The organism is Roseburia sp. AF20-18LB, assembly GCF_003461185.1.
GTDB lineage: Bacteria > Bacillota > Clostridia > Lachnospirales > Lachnospiraceae > Roseburia_C > Roseburia_C amylophila.
Window position 1 is genome coordinate 211,419 of record NZ_QTWP01000002.1, and the last position, 21,176, is coordinate 232,594.

Below are 21,176 nucleotides of genomic sequence, written 5' to 3' on the forward strand. Positions count from 1 at the left end.
TTAAGCTAATATAATTTTTCATAACTCAGCCCTTCGGATGTCCCTCGGGATGTCCGGAGGGTACTCCCCAAGATAGTAACTGCTGAATGTTTCAGCAGTTTTTTTGTGCACATAACAGGAACAAAGAATGTGCCTATAGAAAATAGCACCTGCCGAACCCGCCACTGGCAGTTTCTAGCAGATGCCATTTTTCATTGTCTTATGCTTATCCGGTATTACTATTCCAGATATTTCTTTACATATTGTCCGGTATAGGATTCCGGTACTTTGGCAATCTCTTCCGGCGTTCCCTGGGCAACCACAGTTCCGCCACCGTCTCCGCCTTCCGGCCCCATATCAATAATATAATCTGCCGTCTTGATTACATCCAGATTATGTTCAATTACAACTACTGTATTGCCACCATCAGACAATCTCCTCAGAATTTCAATTAATTTATGGACATCTGCAAAATGAAGTCCTGTTGTCGGCTCATCCAGAATATAAATAGTCTTTCCTGTACTGCGTTTGCTCAATTCTGTTGCAAGCTTAATTCTCTGTGCTTCTCCACCAGACAGTTCAGTAGATGGCTGGCCCAGACGGATATAAGATAAGCCCACATCATAAAGGGTCTGTATCTTTCTTGCAATAGAAGGCACATTCTGAAAGAATTCCAGTGCCTCTTCCACTGTCATATTCAGCACATCATAGATACTCTTGCCCTTATATTTTACTTCCAGTGTTTCACGGTTATATCGTTTGCCCTGACACACTTCACACGGAACATATACATCCGGCAGGAAATGCATTTCTATCTTAAGAATACCATCACCGGAGCAGGCTTCACACCGGCCACCCCTCACATTAAAGCTGAATCTTCCCTTCTGGTATCCTCTTGCCTTGGCATCCGGAGTGGATGCAAACAAATCTCTTATCATATCAAACACACCGGTATAAGTAGCCGGATTGGAACGGGGTGTTCTTCCGATTGGAGACTGGTCAATATCAATTACCTTATCTAACTGTTCCAGACCTTCAATATCATCATGGGCACCCGGAATACACCTTGCCCGGTTTAAATCCCTTGCCAGACGTTTATAGAGGATTTCATTGGTCAGGGAACTCTTTCCGGAGCCGGACACTCCGGTAATGCAGGTCATAATACCCAGTGGAATCTTCACATCAATATTCTTCAGGTTATTCTCTCTTGCACCCTTTACAGTAATGAATCCGGTTGGTTTCCGTCTTTCTTTCGGTACCGGAATCTTGATTCTTCCGCTTAAATAAGCACCGGTGATAGAGTTCTTATTTTTCATAATCTCCTCTGCTGTTCCGGTAGCAATGACTTCTCCGCCATGTTCACCGGCTCCCGGTCCGATATCCACAATATAATCTGCCGCACGCATGGTATCTTCATCATGTTCTACTACAATCAGTGTATTTCCAAGGTCTTTTAATCCCTTTAAGGAATTCAAAAGTTTATCATTATCCCTCTGGTGCAGACCAATACTCGGCTCGTCCAAAATATAAGCCACACCTACAAGTCCGGAGCCAATCTGGGTTGCCAGTCTGATTCGCTGTGTTTCACCACCCGATAAGCTTCCGGTTGCGCGGGAAAGGGACAGATAATCCAGTCCCACATCCATCAGAAAGCCTACCCGCGCCCGGATTTCTTTTAAAACCTGATCACCAATCAGATGCTGCTGTTCCGTCAGTTCCATTTCTTTTAAATAGGCATCCAGATTACGGATGGACATCGCTGTTATTTCATATATATTTTTACCGGAAACCGTTACTGCCAGCGACTCTTTCTTCAACCTCTGCCCGCCACAGCTTTTACACGGTGTAATCCGCATAAACTCCTCATACTGCTGCTTCATGGTATCAGAGCCGGTCTCACGATAGCGGCGTTCCACATTCTTAATCAGTCCTTCAAAGGCAATGTCGTATACGCCTTCTCCACGCTGACCTTTATAATATACCTTTACAGACCTTCCATTGGTTCCATGAATCAGCATATTCCGGACTTCTGCCGGCAATTCCTTATATGGTGTATCAAGACTGAAGCCATATTCCTCAGAAAGTGCCTTAAGGATTGCATAAGTAAAGCTCTTCTTATCAGTAGAGGATTGCCAGCCCATCACCTGAATTGCGCCCTCTGCAAGGCTTAATCTCTTATCCGGTATCATCAGTTCTTCATCAAATTCCATCTTGTAACCCAGTCCAAAACATTCCGGGCAGGCTCCAAACGGATTGTTAAAGGAAAAGCTTCTCGGTTCGATTTCATCAATACTGATTCCACAATCCGGACAGGAAAAGCTCTGGGAAAACTGCATGGTCTCTCCATCAATGATATCCACCATCAGAAGTCCGTTTGAAAGTTCTAACACATTTTCAATAGAATCCGTCAGACGCTTTTCAATACCTTCCTTTACCACCAGACGATCCACTACGATTTCGATATTATGTTTCTTGTTCTTATCCAGCTTTATCACTTCTGTCAGTTCATAGGTATTTCCATCCACCTGTACTCTCACATAGCCGCTTCGCTTTGCCCGTTCAAAAAGCTTCTGGTGTTCACCCTTTCTTCCACGGACTACCGGTGCTAAAAGCTGTATCCTGGTACGCTCCGGCAGCTTCATAATCTGGTCTACCATCTGGTCTACTGTCTGTTTCTTAATCTCCTTGCCGCAGTTCGGACAGTGCGGAATTCCAATCCGCGCATAGAGCAGACGGAAATAATCATAAATCTCCGTTACCGTTCCTACAGTAGATCTCGGGTTACGGTTTGTGGATTTCTGGTCAATGGAAATTGCCGGAGACAGTCCCTCGATTTTCTCTACATTCGGCTTCTCCATCTGTCCTAAAAACTGTCTTGCATAAGAAGACAGGCTCTCCATATAACGCCGCTGCCCCTCTGCATAAATCGTATCAAATGCCAGTGAGGATTTACCGGAGCCGCTGAGTCCTGTCAGTACCACAAATTCATCTCTTGGTATATCCACATCAATATGTTTCAAATTATGTTCGCTTGCACCACGAATCCTGATATATTTTCTCTCTTTCTTTGCCACTTTTTCTTCCTCTTTCTCTACCTTACAAATCGCGAAGCATCTTCTTTAACTCAATTACCTTATCACGATATTCTGCCGCAGCCTCAAAGTTCAACTCTGCAGCAGCATGGTTCATCTTCTTCTGAATATCTGCAATCAGCTTCTCCAATTCCTTCTTATCCATGGATTCCGGATCTTTCTTGAATTCCATTTCATTCTTGGCTACCTTCTTGGAAATACTGATTAACTCACGGACAGATTTCTGAATGGTAGTCGGCGTAATGCCATGCTCTTCATTGTATTTCTGCTGAATCTCACGGCGGCGCTTTGTCTCATCAATCGCAACCCGCATGGAGTCTGTAATCTTATCTGCATACATGATAACATGACCTTCACTGTTTCTTGCCGCTCGTCCGATAGTCTGAATCAGCGAAGTCTCGGAGCGCAAGAAACCTTCCTTGTCCGCATCAATAATTGCCACTAATGTAATTTCCGGTATATCAAGTCCTTCCCGCAAAAGGTTAATTCCCACCAGCACATCAAATACATCCAGCCGCAAATCCCGGATAATCTCTGCCCTTTCCAAAGTATCAATATCCGAATGCAGGTATTTCACACGAATACCCACTTCACGCATATATTCTGTCAAATCCTCTGCCATTTTCTTGGTCAGTGTCGTTACCAGCACCTTATGTCCTGCCGCAGTCTCTTTATTGACCTCTCCAATCAAATCGTCAATCTGACCTTCTACCGGGCGCACTTCCACGTCAGGGTCTAAAAGTCCTGTCGGTCTGATAATCTGCTCTACCCGCAAAAGTTCATGTTCTTCTTCATAATCATTTGGCGTTGCAGATACAAACAGCATCTGGTCTATCTGGCTTTCAAACTCTTCAAAATTCATTGGACGGTTGTCTTTTGCCGAAGGCAGACGGAAGCCATAATCCACAAGCGTTGTCTTTCTGGACTGGTCTCCCGCATACATTCCACGAATCTGCGGAATTGTAATATGGGACTCATCTACCATAATCAGGAAGTCATCCGGGAAATAATCAATCAGTGTTAACGGTCTCGAACCTGCCGGCTGTCCGGATAAATGTCTGGAATAGTTTTCAATTCCACTACAGAAGCCTGTCTCTTTTAACATTTCAATATCAAAATTCGTCCGCTCGGCAATCCGCTGTGCCTCTAAGAGCTTATCTTCCCCCTTAAAGTATTTCACACGCTCTTCCAGCTCTGCTTCAATGGTATCGCATGCACGCAGGATTTTCTCTCTTGGCACTACATAATGGGATGCTGGAAAAATACTGATATGATTAAGACTATTCTTAATCTCGCCGGTCAATACATCAATCTCTGTAATCCGGTCTATTTCATCGCCAAAGAATTCTACCCGGATAGCAGTCTCTCCACGGTCTGCCGGAAAGATTTCCAAAACGTCTCCCCGTACCCGGAAGGTGCCTCGCTGGAAATCCATATCATTTCTTGTATATTGTATATCAATCAACTGCCGGATAACATCATCACGATCCCGTTCCATGCCCGGCCGCAGAGATACCATCATCTTCTGGAAGTTCTCCGGTTCACCCAGTCCATAGATACAGGATACACTGGAAACGACAATAACATCCCGCCGTTCCGTCAATGCTGCTGTAGCAGACAGACGCAGTTTATCAATCTCATCATTCACAGAAGAATCCTTTGCGATATAAGTATCCGTGGATGGCACATATGCCTCCGGCTGGTAGTAATCGTAATAGGAGACAAAGTACTCTACTGCATTTTCGGGGAAAAATTCCTTGAATTCTCCATAGAGCTGCGCCGCCAGCGTCTTATTATGCGAAATAATCAATGTCGGTTTATTCATCCGGGCAATGACATTTGCCATGGTAAATGTCTTACCGGATCCAGTTACACCCAGTAGTGTTTCAAACTGATTGCCCTCTTTAAATCCCTTCACCAGCTTCTCAATTGCCTGCGGCTGGTCTCCAGTGGGTTGATATTTGGAAACTAATTTAAAATGATCCACTCAATTTCTCCTCTGTTCATTTACTCTTCCTTTAGTATTACCACGTTTCTCCGCTCATTATAGCATCCCTCAACAAAAAAGTACAGAACAAAATCGAATGTTTGTTCTGTACTCGTTTTACTCTGACCTTTTTTATTTCTATTTCATTTGCTCTTCTGATGAATGCCAGTGCTTTAGAAATCTTTCTTAATCTCTGCCACCAGCTCATCCAGCTGTTCCAGTTGTTCGTTCTTTAATGAAGATTTAATACTTACCTTTGGTTCAATAATCTTCATGTCTTTCATTTCCGCAATCTTATCTGCCATCTGTTTTCCAGCTGTTGCTGCCCAGGTACCATTATCCAGAATTACAACGGTACGTTTCTGTACGGCAAGTGCTTTCATGTCATTTAAGAAATTCTCCATAACCGGATATACATTTCCATTATAGGTTGGCGCTGCCAGTACAATATGGCTGCAGCGGAATGCTTCTGAAATCAAAGTGGAAACATGTGTATTGGATACATCATATACTGCAATATTATGGATATCTGCTTCTGCCAGCTTTGCTGCGAGTACATTTGCAAGGTTTTCTGTATTTCCATACATGGACGCATAAGCAATCATAACCGCTTTCTCTTCCGGCTCATAGCTGCTCCAGGTATTGTATTTATCCAGAATGTAACCAAGATTGGAACGCCAGATTGGTCCATGCAGCGGACAGATAATAGAAATATCCAGTCCTGCCGCTTTCTTCAAGGTTGTCTGAACCGGTCCGCCGTATTTTCCAACAATATTGGTATAATAACGTCTTGCGTCATCCAGCCAGTCACGGTCAAAATCAATTTCATCATTAAAAATATTTCCGTTCAATGCGCCAAAAGTTCCGAATGCATCTGCTGAAAATAATACTTTGTCCGTTTCATCATATGTTACCATTACTTCCGGCCAGTGTACCATCGGTGCCATTACAAAGTGAAGGGTATGTTTTCCGGTATTTAATGTCTCTCCTTCTTTCACGGTAACGGAACGGTCTGTAATATCAAAGGTATAAAACTGCTGTATCATGCCAAAGGTCTTGGCATTTCCCACAACCTTTACTTCCGGATATCTTCTTACAATTTCTTCAATTAATGCACAGTGATCCGGTTCCATATGATTCACAATCATGTAATCCAGTTTTCTTCCATCCAGTGCAAATGCCAGATTTTCTAAAAACTGTCCTGCAATGGAACGGTCTACGGTATCTAATAATACTGTTTTTTCATCTTTTAAAAGATAGGAATTATAGGATACGCCTCTTGGAATCGGGAATATGTTTTCAAATAAAGCAAGTCTCCTGTCACTTCCACCAATCCAGATTATATCTTCTGTTACTTTTCTTGTGCAATGCATCTATTTTCCTCCTTTTGTCATATTTACTGTTATAACGTAATTTAATTATTATAAGTTGATTTAATTTTTAGTATTTTTATTCTTAAGCTTTTCTTCCGCAGCACTGTTTGTATTTCTTGCCACTTCCGCATGGGCACGGGTCATTCGGGTAAACCTTTGCTGCCGCACGTTTCTTCGGCACGCCCTGTGCTGTTTCATCCTTATTGGTTCCGGTTACTTTTGCAACCTGCTCTCTTTCTACCTTCTGCTCTACTCTGACATGGAATAACAGACGGACGGTATCTTCCTGAATACTGTTAATCATCTCTTCGAACATATCATAACCGCTCATCTTATACTCTACCAGCGGGTCTCTCTGTCCATAAGCCTGTAAACCGATTCCCTGACGTAACTGATCCATATCATCAATATGATCCATCCACTTACGGTCAATGACTTTCAGTAAGATGACGCGCTCTAATTCACGGACAGCTTCCGGCTCCGGGAACTCTGCTTCCTTCTCCTCGTAGAGTTTTACAGCCTGTTCTTTTAAAGCATGTTTTAACTTCTTCTGATCCTTGTATTCTTTTGCCTGCTCCGGTGTTACCTGCTGAAGTGGAATAATTGGAATCAGTAACTGGTTCAGTTCATTAATGTCCCATTCTTCCGGTGGTAAATCCGGCGAAATACAGGTATCTACTGTATTTTCCACTCTGTCGGTAATCATCTTATAGATAACATCACGCATGCTCTCGCCATTCAATACGCGGAGACGTTCTGCATAAATAATCTCTCTCTGGTCATTCATAACCTGATCATATTCCAACAGATTCTTACGGATTCCAAAGTTATTTCCCTCAATCTTCTTCTGTGCCTTTTCAATTGCACTGGTCAGCATCTTATGCTGAATCTGCTCGCCTTCCGGCACACCCAAAGTATTAAACATGCTAAGCAGTTTCTCAGAACCAAACAGACGCATCAAATCATCTTCCAGCGAAATGAAGAACTGGGATTCTCCCGGGTCTCCCTGACGGCCGGAACGTCCTCGCAGCTGGTTATCAATACGTCTGGATTCATGACGCTCAGTACCGATGATTTTCAGACCGCCGGCTTCCTTTGCTTCATCATCCAGCTTAATATCAGTACCACGACCAGCCATGTTGGTTGCGATGGTAACCGCACCATGTACACCGGCCTGTGCTACAATTTCAGCCTCTAACTCATGGAATTTTGCATTCAAAACTTTGTGTGGTATACCACGCTTATTCAACATGGAGCTTACCAGCTCAGAAGTATCGATATTGATGGTACCAACCAGAACCGGCTGTCCTTTCTTGTATGCTTCTTCTACTTCATCCACAACAGCATGGAATTTTTCTTTCTTGGTCTTATAAACAGCATCCTCTTTATCCACACGGATAACCGGTCTGTTGGTAGGAATCTCGATAACGTCCATTCCATAGATGTCACGGAACTCTTTTTCCTCTGTCAAAGCGGTACCGGTCATACCTGCTTTCTTATCATACTTATTGAAGAAGTTCTGGAACGTAATATTGGCAAGGGTCTTGCTCTCACGTTTTACTTTTACATGCTCTTTTGCTTCAATTGCCTGATGTAATCCATCAGAATAACGCCGGCCCGGCATAATACGTCCGGTAAATTCATCTACGATTAATACCTGATCGTCTTTTACCACATAATCCTGATCACGGAACATCAGATTGTGTGCACGCAGTGCTAAAATGATATTGTGCTGAATCTCAAGATTATCCGGATCTGCAAGGTTATCAATGTGGAAGAACTGTTCTACCTTCTTTACACCTTCTAATGTCAGATTGACTACTTTATCCTTCTCATTTACCACGAAGTCTCCATCTTCTTCGATTTCCACTCCCATAATAGCATCCATTTTGGTGTATTCCTTCTGGTCTTCACCACGTTTCATCTGTCTTGCCAGAATATCGCATGCCTCATAAATGCTGGTGGATTTGCCACTCTGTCCGGAAATGATAAGCGGTGTTCTTGCCTCGTCAATCAACACAGAGTCGACCTCATCGATAATCGCAAAATGTAGTCCACGCTGTACTAACTGTTCCTTGTAAATTACCATGTTATCGCGCAGGTAATCGAATCCCAATTCATTATTGGTAATATAAGTAATGTCACAGTTATATGCATCCTGACGTTCCTTAGTGTCCATGCCGTTAAACACAACGCCAACAGTCAGTCCTAAGAATTCATGAACCTGTCCCATCCACTCAGCATCACGTTTTGCCAGATATTCGTTGACAGTTACAACATGTACGCCTTTTCCTTCCAATGCATTTAAGTATGCCGGCAGGGTAGATACCAATGTTTTTCCTTCACCGGTCTTCATCTCAGCGATACGTCCCTGATGCAGGATAATACCACCAATCAGCTGAACACGGTAATGTTCCATTCCAAGCACTCTCTTTGCTGCCTCACGAACGGTTGCATATGCTTCCGGAAGCAGATCGTCCAATGTCTCACCATCAGCAAGTCTCTTTTTGAATTCTTTTGTCTTATCCTTTAACTGCTCATCAGTCAGTTCCTGCATGGCAGGCCGATAAGACTCTATCTTATCTATAAGCGGATAAATTCTTTTTAATTCTCTTTCGCTATGTGTTCCAAAGATTTTTTCTATTGCTTTCATATAATGCTCCTATCCATAATTTTGCTTACGCAACTATGAAATATTGTACCACTATCTGCCTTTCTTCACAATATCTAATCCAATGAACGTTTTATAAACTTTTTGTTAAATCAGTAGACTTTTTACAAACAGATGCTATAATAGGCAAAGATTGAACAGGCGATTGCAAAATGGAAAAACAGAATAAGATATTTTTATAGGTGAAAGACTTCACTTCTTTTTAATGGATATGAAATATCTCGTAACTCTTAGCACTTTATTTTTCTTGATTGCAGACTGTCTTTCCGGTTGCTTTGACATAGGATTCCAGAACTGTCCGCCGGTTGCGGATACAACGCCAAACCCGCAAGGGGCACTAGGAATTTCGATGAAATCATGATTATGTCCGGCAACCGGTGTATATTCACATCCGTGTTCAGATACACCTCACTGGCACATCCCTGTGCCAGTGTTGCCGGTTGCCAGTGAAATTCCAAGTGCCCCTAGCAGCTTTGCCAAGGTATCCGCACTCCGGCGGACAATTCTGGAATCATTGTCAAACATTGAAAAGACAGTCGATATAACAAAAAGGAAAATAAAGCGCTTAGAGTTACAATATTTCATATCGGAAAAGAAGAGGAGCCTTTCACCTCATAAAAAATATGTCATACACTATTTTTCATTTTGCAATCGCCTGACAACAAGTCCAGGTATAGAAAGGAGTTTCTTATGCATTACACATACAAAACCAAAGGAACCTGTTCCACCCAGATTGATTTGGATTTAGAGGGAAATGTTTTAAAACATGTTACCTTTACCAACGGATGTAACGGCAACTTAAAGGCTATCTCTTCTTTGGTAGAAGGATTAACGGTAGAAGAAGTAGAAGAAAAATTAAAGGGCATCACCTGTGGATTCAAATCCACTTCCTGTGGCGACCAACTTGCCCAGGCATGCTTAGCAGCCCTTGAAGCGCAGAAAAAAGAAGCATAACAGAACAAAGATGTGCCTTGGCACATTCCCGCGCCTGCGGCGGTCGCTTGCGACATCTACCTTATACGCTGCAGTGCGCATCCTCGCGGAGCGTTTTTTACTTTACAGGAAAGCAATTCCCTGTAATGTGAAAAAGGGCATCATCTAAATTCTCTTAAGATGATGCCCTTTCATACTATTTCGTCCATTGGACTTTTACCTCATTTCGTATATTTCGTCTTCAATCCCTGAACCCTTCCTCCTGAATCCGTTCGCTTCTGAGTCCTGTTGGACTGGAACCATATCTTTACGTTTCCGTTCTGATTCTCCATCCACTTTTCTTTTGTATTTACCTCAGGTTTTCCTTCCGATTCTGAATCCATGAACTGAATCTGATTTTATTATTTATTATGTCAGGTTTCATAATATCTATCAGCTCTGCATTGGACCGTACCTTCCTTTCTTACTATTGCGTTTCTCTTCGTCTAAACGCTTGTCCGATTCTGATTTAATATCCTGGTGGTATCGACCTCCTCTTACATTATTATGAGTTTGTTCCTTCTCTTTCTGGTGGAATCTCCTCCTTACTTTGTTTCCGTTCATTTGTTTCTTTTGATGATTTGATTATATCTAACTATAGTTCATTTGTCAATACTATTTTTAGAATTTTCTTAATTATTTTTCGTATTTACTTTATTATATTACATATATTGTGTAAATTATCTGAATTTTCAGTTTTATTCAAATTGTTAAAACAAATATTAGGAAACGAGTATATTTGCAGTCTGCCGATAATGCCATTTCCTATTCGCTGACTTTCCACTCTACCTGGGCACTTTCTTCCTTCTGAAGAGAAAGCAGAAGAGTAAATAACTGATGAATGGTCTCCATCAATTTCTGGCTTGGAAGAATTGCATACTGGGCCAGCCGTTCCAAATCAAAATAGCGGACATTCGGATCCGGCAGGAATACCATGTTGGTGCTCCGCACTTCTTCTCCGCAGGTCTCAATATTTTCATAGGTAATCATCACAAATTCATTTCCATGCTCTTCGCAGGAATAGGCCGTATAACACTCATCTACTACCCACTGCTTTCCGTCGGCTTCTACAACCGGCTTTTCGGATTCCTCTTTATATTCGCTGGTCTTCATTTCAACATTCCAGTGCTGCTTTCCCTCTTTGGTTCTTTCATATAAATGCTCTAATGTACTGTTTAAAAATTCTGGTGTCATTTTTTGCTGTCTCCTTCTATTTTCTTCTATTTTCTATTCTTTTTGTACTGGTACTTTTATGTTGTGGCTGTCCGCAGTTGCATTCGGACAGCCCCGGTTATTTTTGTCCTGTTTTTCTATTATAACACAGCCGCTTCTGCTGTGAAACCATAAGAAATAATACTTTTTAATGCCTTTTCTTTAACGAAGCCCGGATTCCTTTGCCTCTGTTTCCAGTCCGCTGGCAAGATAATCTGCCATGGCAATAATCTGCCGCTGGATATTCCAGAATGTCTGTAAATCTTTTTCATAATTACCGGCAAGCCGCTCACTGATTTCCTGTCCAATCAGTTCTACATGCATACGGAACATTTCTTTTAATGCACTTTCTTCATATTCCGGTGTTGCAGATGCTAAAAGTTCTGCGATGCGGTCTGCATTTTCGTTTAACCGGCGTACCTGCTCCGCCGTATCCTTCGTTCTCCCTTCTTTTTTCTGGGTAATCAGTCCACCGGTAAGTTCTACATGGCGCACCAGTAAATCTCTGAGGCTGTGCACCGTATTTTCCGGATAATATCTGCCGAAAAGGTCTGCTATTTCCTCTGCATTATCAATTAATGCAGTAACCAGCTCCTGCTGATCCGGCAAATCCGCCGCCATGCTGACCAAAAGCATCCGGAGCAGGTAAGTATGATTCAGCCATGCCATCCGCATCAGTTCTTTTAAATTTCCTTTTCCGTTGTTATTGGAAATCCCGGAATTTCCTGTATTTCCCGACATTTCCGGTCTTGTGTATTCTCTGCCCGGACATATTTCTATCTTCATTCCAATCTGTAAATTGTAAGGATTTATCCTTGGATTGCTTAAAATAATAGAGGATACCGTTGTCTTATACTGCCGGGAAAGTTTGTATAATGTATCCCCGGCTTCCACGGTATGTTCGATTGAATTGCTGCAGTTCACGCTGACCTCTTTCCATTCTTTCTTACTTTCGTATTAGTTTATGTCAAAAATGTTGATTGGTTCCCCGATTTGCTCTTGCCAGGGAATGTGATTGCGTATACAGTAAGGGAAAAGCATGTTTTTGCGAGGTGTATTATGTCCATTAAAATATTCGTTATGACCCACAAACAATTTAAAGCTCCCACTGATTCCATGTATGTTCCCCTGCAGGTCGGACATGCAATTTCTCCGGGATTGGGCTGTCTTGCGGATGATACCGGAGACAATATTTCCCGGAAAAACAAAAGTTTCTGCGAGCTGACCGGCATTTACTGGCTCTGGAAAAATTACCATGCCTGCGATTATATCGGCATCTGTCATTACCGCCGTTATCTCATAAATAAGCAGGGGCTTATTTTCACGGAAAATGAGCTGATGCGGCTGCTTCAGAATCATGACATGATTACACCAAAGCTTCTGACTTTAAATACTTCCTATTTTAATGGTTTCAGTCAGAACCATCACCAGAAGGATCTGCTGATTACTGAGCAGGTCATTTCTGAAAAATACCCTGACTATTTGCCTGTTTTTCACCATATGGTTCATGATGTGCATACTTATTTTGGAAATATTTTCATTGCTTCAAAGGAACGCTTTGATGCCTACTGCGAATGGCTGTTTGACATTCTCTTTGAAGTGGAACGCCGGGTCGATATCAGCAGCTATGATAATTACTGCAAGCGGTTGTTTGGATTCCTGTCGGAATTTCTGTTAACAGTTTACATTGCGAAGCAGAATCTCTCCACTTATGAATGTATGGTGGGGATGTCCGGCGAAAAACATGAAACAAGAGTGCTCCGGGAATCTCTGGCAAAATGTTTCGCAGATGGTGACTACCAGAAAGCCCAGTCCATTTTCATGGAAAACTATGTGAAACGTCCGGACATTCTGATGGAAGCTTCTGATATTACCGGCGAACTGCGTCTTTGCATGCAGGTGATTTCTACCTGTTCCTTCGAACAGGAACTTTACGGGCATAACCTTTTAGATATGATTCATGATTATCATTCCCTGATGGAATTCTGTCACCGGTTAAATGAAATTGTAAATCATTTTCTTACAGGGACAGAGTCTGCCGCTGATATTTCATGGCTCAAAAAATCCACTGCTCTCTCTCCGAAAGCAGTGGATATAGCGATTCAAATGTTCTGTTCTGATGAGGACTTAAAAGAGAACGTATTTTCAAAAATCTGTTCCCATCTCAAAGATTTTTGAATTCCGGCTTCTTCCTTCTAATCTGCCCATCTTTCCGGTTTCACCTGTTTCTACTGGCAGGCTGCCACAGAAACGGTCCGGCATCCCGGTGAAATAATTTCGCAATGGTCAGAGAATGTTACGGTCATTCCCTCTTTTTCAAAAAATGCTTCAATTGCCGCTTTGAGCATACCCTCTTTACCATCACATGCACAAAATCCTAACGGTTCTACAACGGCTGTCTCCGCATCATGAAAGCTAATACGGTATGGCAGGCGTTGTTCATGTAACGCTGCATTCAGGTGTGCAATCTGGTTATAAGTAAATTCCTGTCTCATAAGCACCCCTCCTCTACGGTCGTATGACAACTCTCTCGTATTACTTCTAGATATATATATTATAACTCAATTTTCTGAAAATATAAAGTAAAATGTATTTACTTTCTGTTATATTTCTATTACCATATTAGTATATTACATTAGGTCATTGTCAACGAGATAAGTTGATACCGGAAAACTTTGGTATCGAAGAACCTTTTGTTTTTATAATATGAAATACCTGCATTTCTTATGTGTGTGTTTCGCTTGATGGTAAACTGTCTTTCCGTTGCTTTGACGGAATCGCTGCACTGTCCGTCGATTGTAGATGCCACCTAACGGCTGCAAGGGGCACCGGAAATTTCGGACAATATATCACTTTATCCGGCAACCGGTGCAAATTCACATCCGTGCTCATATGCACCTCTCTGGCACATCCCTGTGCCAGTGTTGCCGGTTTTCAGGCGAAATTCCAAGTGCCCCTAGCAGTCGTTATAAGGCATCTGCATTTCGACGAACCGTACAGTGATTTTGTCAAACATTGGAAAGATAGTTTTTATAACCAAAAGTGAAACACACACATTAGAAATTCGGTATTTTTATATCTAAAACAAAGGTCTTCGATACCAGAAGTTTTCCGGGGACAACGTATCCTTGTGCGGTCAATACCTGAGTATATTAAATCAAAAGAGGAGAATGTTATGTATGAATGTCCCAATTGTGGAGGAAATCTGAGGTTTGATATTCCAACACAATCACTTTTCTGTGACTACTGTCACACACAGCTGAATCCTTACAGCTATCAGAAGGATCACGATGCTGTGGAGACATCTACTTATGATGTCAACATTTTCACCTGTCCGCAATGCGGCGGTGAAATCTTAAGTACCGAGAATGCTGCAACCGGATTCTGTAGTTTCTGTGGTGCTTCTACGATTCTTGACAGCCGGATTGCCAGGGAAAAACGTCCGGACTACATTGTTCCTTTCCAGATTACCAAGGAGGACTGCAAGAAGGCTTATGGCAAAATGATGCGCCATGCCATTTTTGCCCCTAAGGAACTGAAAGACCCACGCAATGTAGACAATTTCCGTGGGATTTATATGCCTTACTGGGTATATAACATTACCCACGAAGGTACAGTACAGCTGCCGGCTGAAAAAAGCCACCGGGAAGGTAACTATATTGTAACCGACCACTATAATCTGCTCTGCCAGACGGATGCCTATTATAAAGGTCTCTCTTATGATGCGTCTTCTTCTTTTTCGGATGTTATCAGCGAGAATATTGCTCCCTTTGATGTGCGCGGCATGAAAAGTTTTACTCCGTCCATTCTGTGTGGTTTCTATGCTGATACTGCCGATGTGGACAGCGATATTTATCTGGAGGACGCAAAAGCCATTGCCAATGAACAGACTTATTCCAAAGTCAAAAAAATACCTGCCTTCCAGGAATTTAATTTTATTTATCCGGAAACAAACCATTATATGAGTTATGCATTAAATACGGAATGCAAGGAAGCTGCCAGCGCCATGCTTCCGGTATGGTTCTTATCCTACCGTAACAAAGACCGCGTTGCCTACGCTACGGTCAATGGACAGACCGGAAAGGTTGCTGCTGATATCCCGGTAGATAGACGTAAATTTTTACTCGGTTCCTTTCTACTGGCTATCCCGGTTTTTCTGCTTTTAAATCTTTTCTTTACCATACGGCCTGCTTCAACCCTGATACTTTCTGCGGCACTGGCACTTTTTGCCTCCATTATTTATTTTGTGGAGCTGAGCGAAATCCATAGTCAGGAAACCTATGAGAATGACAGGGGATATCAGTCCAAACAGGGAAATGTCAAGAAAGAAGCCAAAGTAAAAGTAAACTTAAAGCCCCATAAAAGCATGAAATCTAAATTCGAAAAAATAATTCCTTATCTGTTTTTAGGTGTATTTGCAATTCAGGTTCTAATGGGAATCTTTAGTTCCGGCGGTTTTTCATTTTCTAAAATTGTCATGCTTATTGTTATCGGCGGTGGGGTTCTGACTTCGCTGTTTGGATTTTCCCAGTTCAGCGAAACAACCACCCGTGGAAAAATTCCGGGATTCCTAGGAGCTTTAATTTCCATTGCTGCAGCTGGAATGATTACTTTCCTGCATCCGGTTTCCGACCTTTATTACTATGGTGGTGCAATTGTATCTTTTGCCGGTATTATTTTTACGCTTCTTAGCATTTTAAAGGAATACAATATGCTTACCATGCGGAAACTGCCGCAGTTTAACCGACAGGGAGGTGATGACCGTGCCTGATACATATAAGAAGAAATACAGCTCTTTTTCTGCAAAAATAATTCTTGGCTGCCTGCTTGCATGTTTCTTCCTCTTACTTAACGGAAGTATTACCTGCAAAGCCGAAACCAAGACCTATACCAATAAAAGCACCGGTTATCAGGTTATCGTTGAGGACGATGCCAACCTTTTAACAGACGAGGAAGAAACCACCCTTGGAAAAGAGATGGCTCCGATTACCACTTACGGAAGTGTTGCTTTTAAATCCATCGATTACAATCCTTACTATTCTACTGAGGATTATATCCGAAGCTATTACCGCGACACCTTCGGTTCCACCAGTGCAACCGTATTTCTCATTGATATGGACAATCGGAACATCTGGATTCACAGCAACGGAACCATTTATGAAACCATTACGAAAAGTTATGCCAACACTATCACCGATAATGTATACAAATATGCCTCTGATGGTGATTATTACACCTGTGCATTTACCGCTTTTGGTCAGATTAATACATTGCTCGAAGGGCGAAAAATTGCGCAGCCGATGAAATATATCAGTAATGCCTTTTTAGCAGTTATCATTGCTTTGTTGTTAAATTATTTTCTGGTACGTTCCTTCTCCCGTGCGAAGAGACCATCGAAAACAGATCTTTTAGGAAAGGTATTTACACAGTGCAATATTGCCAATCCAAATGTCCGCTTTATCCGGCAATCCCGTGTCTACAGTCCGCCTTCCAGCAGCGGCAGCGGTGGCAGCAGCGGCGGCGGTGGCAGCAGCAGTGGCGGCGGTGGCAGTAGCAGTGGCGGCGGTGGCGGCGGCCACAGCTTCTAATCCCAAAGACCTGCCTTTTGCCGTTTTATACCGCTATTTCATAACCTGTAGGACCTGCCACCGGCAAATTCCTGCAGATGTCCGGAAATAGCAAAAATCCCATGGAGAATATTTCTGTTTTCCATGGGATTCTTTTTAACGTTTTTTATATTGATATTTTTTATACTGCTTTCTTTTCTAAATTTTTCATGATATTTAATTCACGCAGTGCATAGAAAATGGCAACGACAGCTGCAGCGGCATCTGCGATTGGTCCTGCATACATTACTCCGTCGATTCCCATAAACAAAGGGAAAATAAGAATCAGCGGCAGTAAAAACAGCACCTGCCTGGTCAGTGATACAACAATACCAAGTCTGGCTTTTCCAATGGATGTAAAGAAACTAGAAGACATTGGCTGGATTCCATTGATAAATGTCATAAACATAAAAATTCTGAAATACCGCTCTGCGAACTGGAAATATTCTGTACTTCCATCACCAAATACCGTCACCAGCTGATGTGGAAATATCTGAAATACAATAAAAAATGCAACCCCCACCAGCACGGATATCTCAAAGGCAAGCCAGAATGTTTTTCTTACTCTCCCAAAACTTCCCGCTCCATAATTAAAGCCCCAGATTGGCTGACAGCCCTGGGAAATTCCAATACAGATTGCCATAAATACCATATTTACTTTTGAGATAATTCCAACGCAGGCAAGGGGGATATCTGTTCCATATACAGACATTTCTCCGTAATGACGCAGCGTATTATTCATGGTAATCTGCACGATTGCCATGGCTATCTGGTTGATGCAGGAAGCCATTCCCAATGCTGCAATCGCTTTCATATATTTTACCCTCGGACGAAGCATGGAAAGCCGAAGTTCCATTTTACGGAATTTTACAAAATATATAATAACAAGCAGACCTGATACAAACTGTCCGATTACAGTCGCCCATGCGGCTCCTTTGATTCCCCAGTTAAATGTAAAAATAAATAACGGGTCTAAGATCGTGTTGATAATTGCACCCACAAGCATACAGGTCATGGAATAGGTCGGGCTTCTGTCCGCACGGATCAGATGCGTTCCGCCGGTTGTGGATACCAGAAACGGGATTCCAAAGGCTGTAATAAATGTATAATCCTGTGCATATGGCAGCACATCCGGTGTTACACCAAATAAATACAGCAGCGGATTTAAAAACAGCAATACGATTACTGCAATTATCACTCCACAGATAAACAACAGACCCAGTCCTGTTCCTGCAATCTTGTTTGCTTCTTCTACATTTCCTTTTCCGGTTTCCAGATTATAATTGGATGCACTTCCGATTCCAAGTAACAATGCCGTTGCCGTGCAGATAATGGATACCGGAAATGCAATATTTGTTGCAGCATTTCCAAGCATGCCAACGCCCTGTCCGATAAATATCTGATCTACTATATTATAAAGGGAACTTACCAGCATGCTGATGATTGCCGGTATTGCAAAGCGGGCAATCAGTTTCCCGATTTTTTCTTCCGCCAGCGGATTCTTCGTAGTTTCTACTGTGTGTTCCATCACGGTCTCCTTTCTTTCTCCGGCGAGGGGGAAAGCTTATAACTTAATATATATAATCAATTGGTTATTCAGCAATTAACTGTTTTTTAACGGAAAATGCCAACAGTTCTTAGGTGCATGTTTTTCTTGATTGTAAACTGTCTTTTGCCTGCTTTGACTGGAATACTGTACTGTCCGCTGGATACGGATGCCACATAAGTCCTGCAAAGGGCACTAGGGAATTTCGATTTGCAATCTGCCCGGTCTGGCAACCGGCACAAATTCACATCCATGTTCATCTGTGCCTCGCTGGTACATCCCTGTACCAGCGTTGCCTGTTGCCAGACGAAATTCCAAGTGCCCCTAACAGTCCTTAAAATGCATCCGTATTTCAGCGAACGGTGCAGTATTACTGTCAAACATGGAAAAGACTGTTTTCATAGCAAAAAGAAAAACATGTACTTTAGAACTGTGGGATTTTCCAGTCCCAAACAGGCAATTGCTGAATAACCAATGATTTTGTATTATCTTATAAGCTTTCCCCATCGCCTGCATAAAGCATTTCATACCGAACGATTGTAACACCCATTTTCTCCGAAGTCAAACCAGCGGTGGATGAGATTTCATAGAACATAGAATGTGCCTTGGCACATTCTCGCGCCTGCGGCGGTCGCTTGCGACATCTACCTTATACGCCGCAGTGCGCATCCTCGCGGAGCGTTTCTTACTTTACAGGAAAGCAATTTCCTGTAAAGTGAAAAATATGTCTTTTGCAACCATACCCAAAGAATGGTATACTTAGCATAGATATGGAGGTCGTATGATACAGACAGATAAATTGGTACAATTCTATTGTGCCCAGTATAAAACCTTTGCGAAAAAGAAGCATAAAAAAACGATACCGGAAACAGGTCCTTATCCGAAGCGGATGCAGCGGCTTTCCAAGGAACTGCTGGCTATCCATTCTCCGAAGATAAAGCAGCCGCAGCTGGAGAATTATCACCGTCAGCTCCGTAATCTTTCCTATTTTGTTTATCGGGATGCCAATCCCATTTATATTATGCAGTTTGAGACTTATCTTGTTGCTGAGCTGGTCCGTCTTGATATCAGTTCCCTGCGGGACGAGGAACCGGAATTAATTACAGAGCGTTTCTTAAACTTTTTATATCAGGAAATGCCCCTTGCAATCTGCCGGCGCACCTTAAAGGATTTGTGCCATCAGTATGGACAATTTGGAATGCGTCATCAGATTGTCGGGATGGTTCCGTTGAAACCGGAAACAGAATTTCCACAGACCAGAGGCATGCAGCGGCATTTTATCCTGCATGTTGGTCCTACCAACTGTGGCAAAACTTATCACGCATTAGAGCGTTTAAAAGAGGCTTCGTGCGGAGTCTATCTTGGTCCTTTGCGTCTTCTGGCGCTGGAAATCTATGAGAAAATGAAAGATGCCGGCATTGCCTGTACGATGCTTACCGGAGAGGAATGCATTCCGGAGGAAAACAGCCGGATTACTTCTTCTACCATTGAAATGTTGGACATGGAACAGCACTATGATATTGCCGTTATTGATGAAGCACAGATGATTGCAGACCGTGACCGTGGGCACTCCTGGACCCGCGCTATTCTGGGGGTAAAAGCAGATGAAATCCATATCTGCATGAGTCCTGCTGCCGAGGAAGTTGTTACCCACCTCATAGCCCTTTGCGATGACACCTTTGAGGTTCGCCACTATGAACGGAAAACTGCACTGGTCTGTGAGCAAGAGGCATTTGTTTTTCCGGATGATGTCACAGAAGGTGATGCACTAATCACTTTTACCAAGCGTGCTGTCTTAGACATTGCCGGACGATTAGAACGTGAGGGAATTCGTGCCAGTGTCATCTACGGCAGTCTTCCACCGGAAATCCGCAGAAGACAGATTCGTCTTTTCTTAAGCCACGAAACAAAAGTAGTGGTTTCCACCGATGCCATCGGTATGGGACTGAATCTTCCGGTACGAAGAATTGTTTTTATCCAGACAGAAAAGTATGACGGCATTTCCACCCGCCCGCTTAATATTCCGGAGATACGGCAGATTGCCGGACGTGCCGGACGGTTTGGCATGTATGACACCGGTTATGTCAATGCCATGGGCGAGGATGCCAGAAATTATATTGCCAAACGTTTTGACCAGCCGGAACCGGTTATTAAGAAGGTAAGCCTTGGTTTCCCACATGTCCTTTTAGATATGGACGAGCCATTAAATGCCATTTTAAAAATATGGAAATCCGTAGAGCCCTCTGCTCCTTTTGAGAAAATCAGCATTGACGAAATTCTCTTTCTATATGATAAGGCATATAAAGCCCGTAAAGAAATCGATGGGTTTGAGGATAAACATACACTCTACCGGATGCTGACCTGCTCCATTGATATCAAAAACCGGGATATCGTTGATTTGTGGCTCTATTACTGTAAAACCTATACTGCTGATGTCTCCCTTCATTTTCCATCACTGATTATGTGTAATGACAAGGGACTGATGCGTTACGAAACTTTTTATAAAATGTTGGACTTGTACCATCAGTTTTCCACCAGAATGGGAAAAATTTCTGATAGCGAGCGATTAAACCGGGAACGGGAAAAGACAGAAGATACAATTATGAAGCTTCTTGCCAAAGATAAGAAGGATTATATCCGCACCTGTAAATACTGCGGCGTAACGCTGCCGGTAGGTTATCCGTTCCGGGTCTGTGAGAAGTGTTATGGACACAGTCCCTATAAAAAAATCTGATAAC

General features: G+C 42.5%; 14 protein-coding genes. 5 read left to right on the forward strand and 9 right to left on the reverse strand.

The window, feature by feature from the left end; genetic code table 11:
- Window positions 1-218: 218 nt before the first annotated feature.
- The 4 genes from uvrA to secA form a co-directional block, all read right to left on the reverse strand.
- A complete protein-coding gene (gene uvrA, locus DWX65_RS05715) occupies window positions 219-3,053 on the reverse strand; it encodes an excinuclease ABC subunit UvrA (RefSeq protein WP_118088183.1) in 2,835 nt (944 codons plus the stop codon).
- A gap of 22 nt (window positions 3,054-3,075) precedes the next feature.
- Window positions 3,076-5,058: an excinuclease ABC subunit UvrB gene (uvrB, locus tag DWX65_RS05720; protein ID WP_118088182.1), complete on the reverse strand. Its 1,983-nt coding sequence runs from the start codon at window positions 5,056-5,058 to the stop codon at window positions 3,076-3,078.
- A gap of 173 nt (window positions 5,059-5,231) precedes the next feature.
- Window positions 5,232-6,431 (reverse strand): FprA family A-type flavoprotein, encoded by a 1,200-nt coding sequence (locus DWX65_RS05725; RefSeq protein WP_118056520.1) that lies wholly within the window; start codon window positions 6,429-6,431, stop codon window positions 5,232-5,234.
- Between the two features lie 82 nt (window positions 6,432-6,513).
- Entirely contained in the window at window positions 6,514-9,084 is a 2,571-nt protein-coding gene (secA, locus tag DWX65_RS05730; protein ID WP_117946347.1) for a preprotein translocase subunit SecA, read from the reverse strand.
- 708 nt (window positions 9,085-9,792) lie between these two features.
- On the opposite strand from secA, the gene DWX65_RS05735 reads away from it, so the two are divergent.
- On the forward strand, window positions 9,793-10,056 hold the full coding sequence (locus DWX65_RS05735) for a TIGR03905 family TSCPD domain-containing protein (protein WP_022244527.1): 264 nt from the start codon (window positions 9,793-9,795) through the stop codon (window positions 10,054-10,056).
- Between the two features lie 783 nt (window positions 10,057-10,839).
- On the opposite strand, the gene DWX65_RS05740 is transcribed toward DWX65_RS05735, so the two are convergent.
- On the reverse strand, window positions 10,840-11,268 hold the full coding sequence (locus DWX65_RS05740) for a hypothetical protein (RefSeq protein ID WP_118173023.1): 429 nt from the start codon (window positions 11,266-11,268) through the stop codon (window positions 10,840-10,842).
- 180 nt (window positions 11,269-11,448) lie between these two features.
- Window positions 11,449-12,210 (reverse strand): LysM peptidoglycan-binding domain-containing protein, encoded by a 762-nt coding sequence (locus DWX65_RS05745; RefSeq protein WP_118173024.1) that lies wholly within the window; start codon window positions 12,208-12,210, stop codon window positions 11,449-11,451.
- 135 nt (window positions 12,211-12,345) lie between these two features.
- Between DWX65_RS05745 and DWX65_RS05750 the strand changes: the two genes are divergently transcribed.
- Window positions 12,346-13,464, forward strand: a complete 1,119-nt coding sequence (locus DWX65_RS05750; RefSeq protein ID WP_118173025.1) for a DUF4422 domain-containing protein — start codon at window positions 12,346-12,348, stop codon at window positions 13,462-13,464.
- Window positions 13,465-13,514: 50 nt separating this feature from the next.
- Here the strand turns inward: DWX65_RS05750 and DWX65_RS05755 are convergent, their stop codons facing one another.
- Entirely contained in the window at window positions 13,515-13,781 is a 267-nt protein-coding gene (locus DWX65_RS05755) for an RDAC family protein (protein WP_117698453.1), read from the reverse strand.
- Between the two features lie 680 nt (window positions 13,782-14,461).
- Here DWX65_RS05755 and DWX65_RS05760 point away from each other — a divergent pair.
- The gene (locus DWX65_RS05760) at window positions 14,462-16,057 is read left to right on the forward strand and encodes a zinc ribbon domain-containing protein (RefSeq protein WP_117842139.1); all 1,596 of its coding nucleotides are present in this window, start codon (window positions 14,462-14,464) and stop codon (window positions 16,055-16,057) included.
- Window positions 16,050-16,874, forward strand: a complete 825-nt coding sequence (locus tag DWX65_RS14950; RefSeq protein WP_158564705.1) for a TPM domain-containing protein — start codon at window positions 16,050-16,052, stop codon at window positions 16,872-16,874. Before DWX65_RS05760 ends, DWX65_RS14950 begins: the two co-directional genes overlap by 8 nt.
- Before the next feature lie 160 nt (window positions 16,875-17,034).
- Here DWX65_RS14950 and DWX65_RS05770 read toward each other — a convergent pair whose 3' ends face one another.
- On the reverse strand, window positions 17,035-18,420 hold the full coding sequence (locus tag DWX65_RS05770) for an MATE family efflux transporter (protein ID WP_118173026.1): 1,386 nt from the start codon (window positions 18,418-18,420) through the stop codon (window positions 17,035-17,037).
- Window positions 18,421-18,506: 86 nt separating this feature from the next.
- Window positions 18,507-18,818, reverse strand: coding sequence for a hypothetical protein (locus DWX65_RS14820; RefSeq protein WP_147339141.1), 312 nt, complete (start codon window positions 18,816-18,818; stop codon window positions 18,507-18,509).
- Between the two features lie 401 nt (window positions 18,819-19,219).
- On the opposite strand from DWX65_RS14820, the gene DWX65_RS05780 reads away from it, so the two are divergent.
- On the forward strand, window positions 19,220-21,172 hold the full coding sequence (locus DWX65_RS05780; protein WP_118173028.1) for a helicase-related protein: 1,953 nt from the start codon (window positions 19,220-19,222) through the stop codon (window positions 21,170-21,172).
- Window positions 21,173-21,176 lie beyond the last annotated feature (4 nt).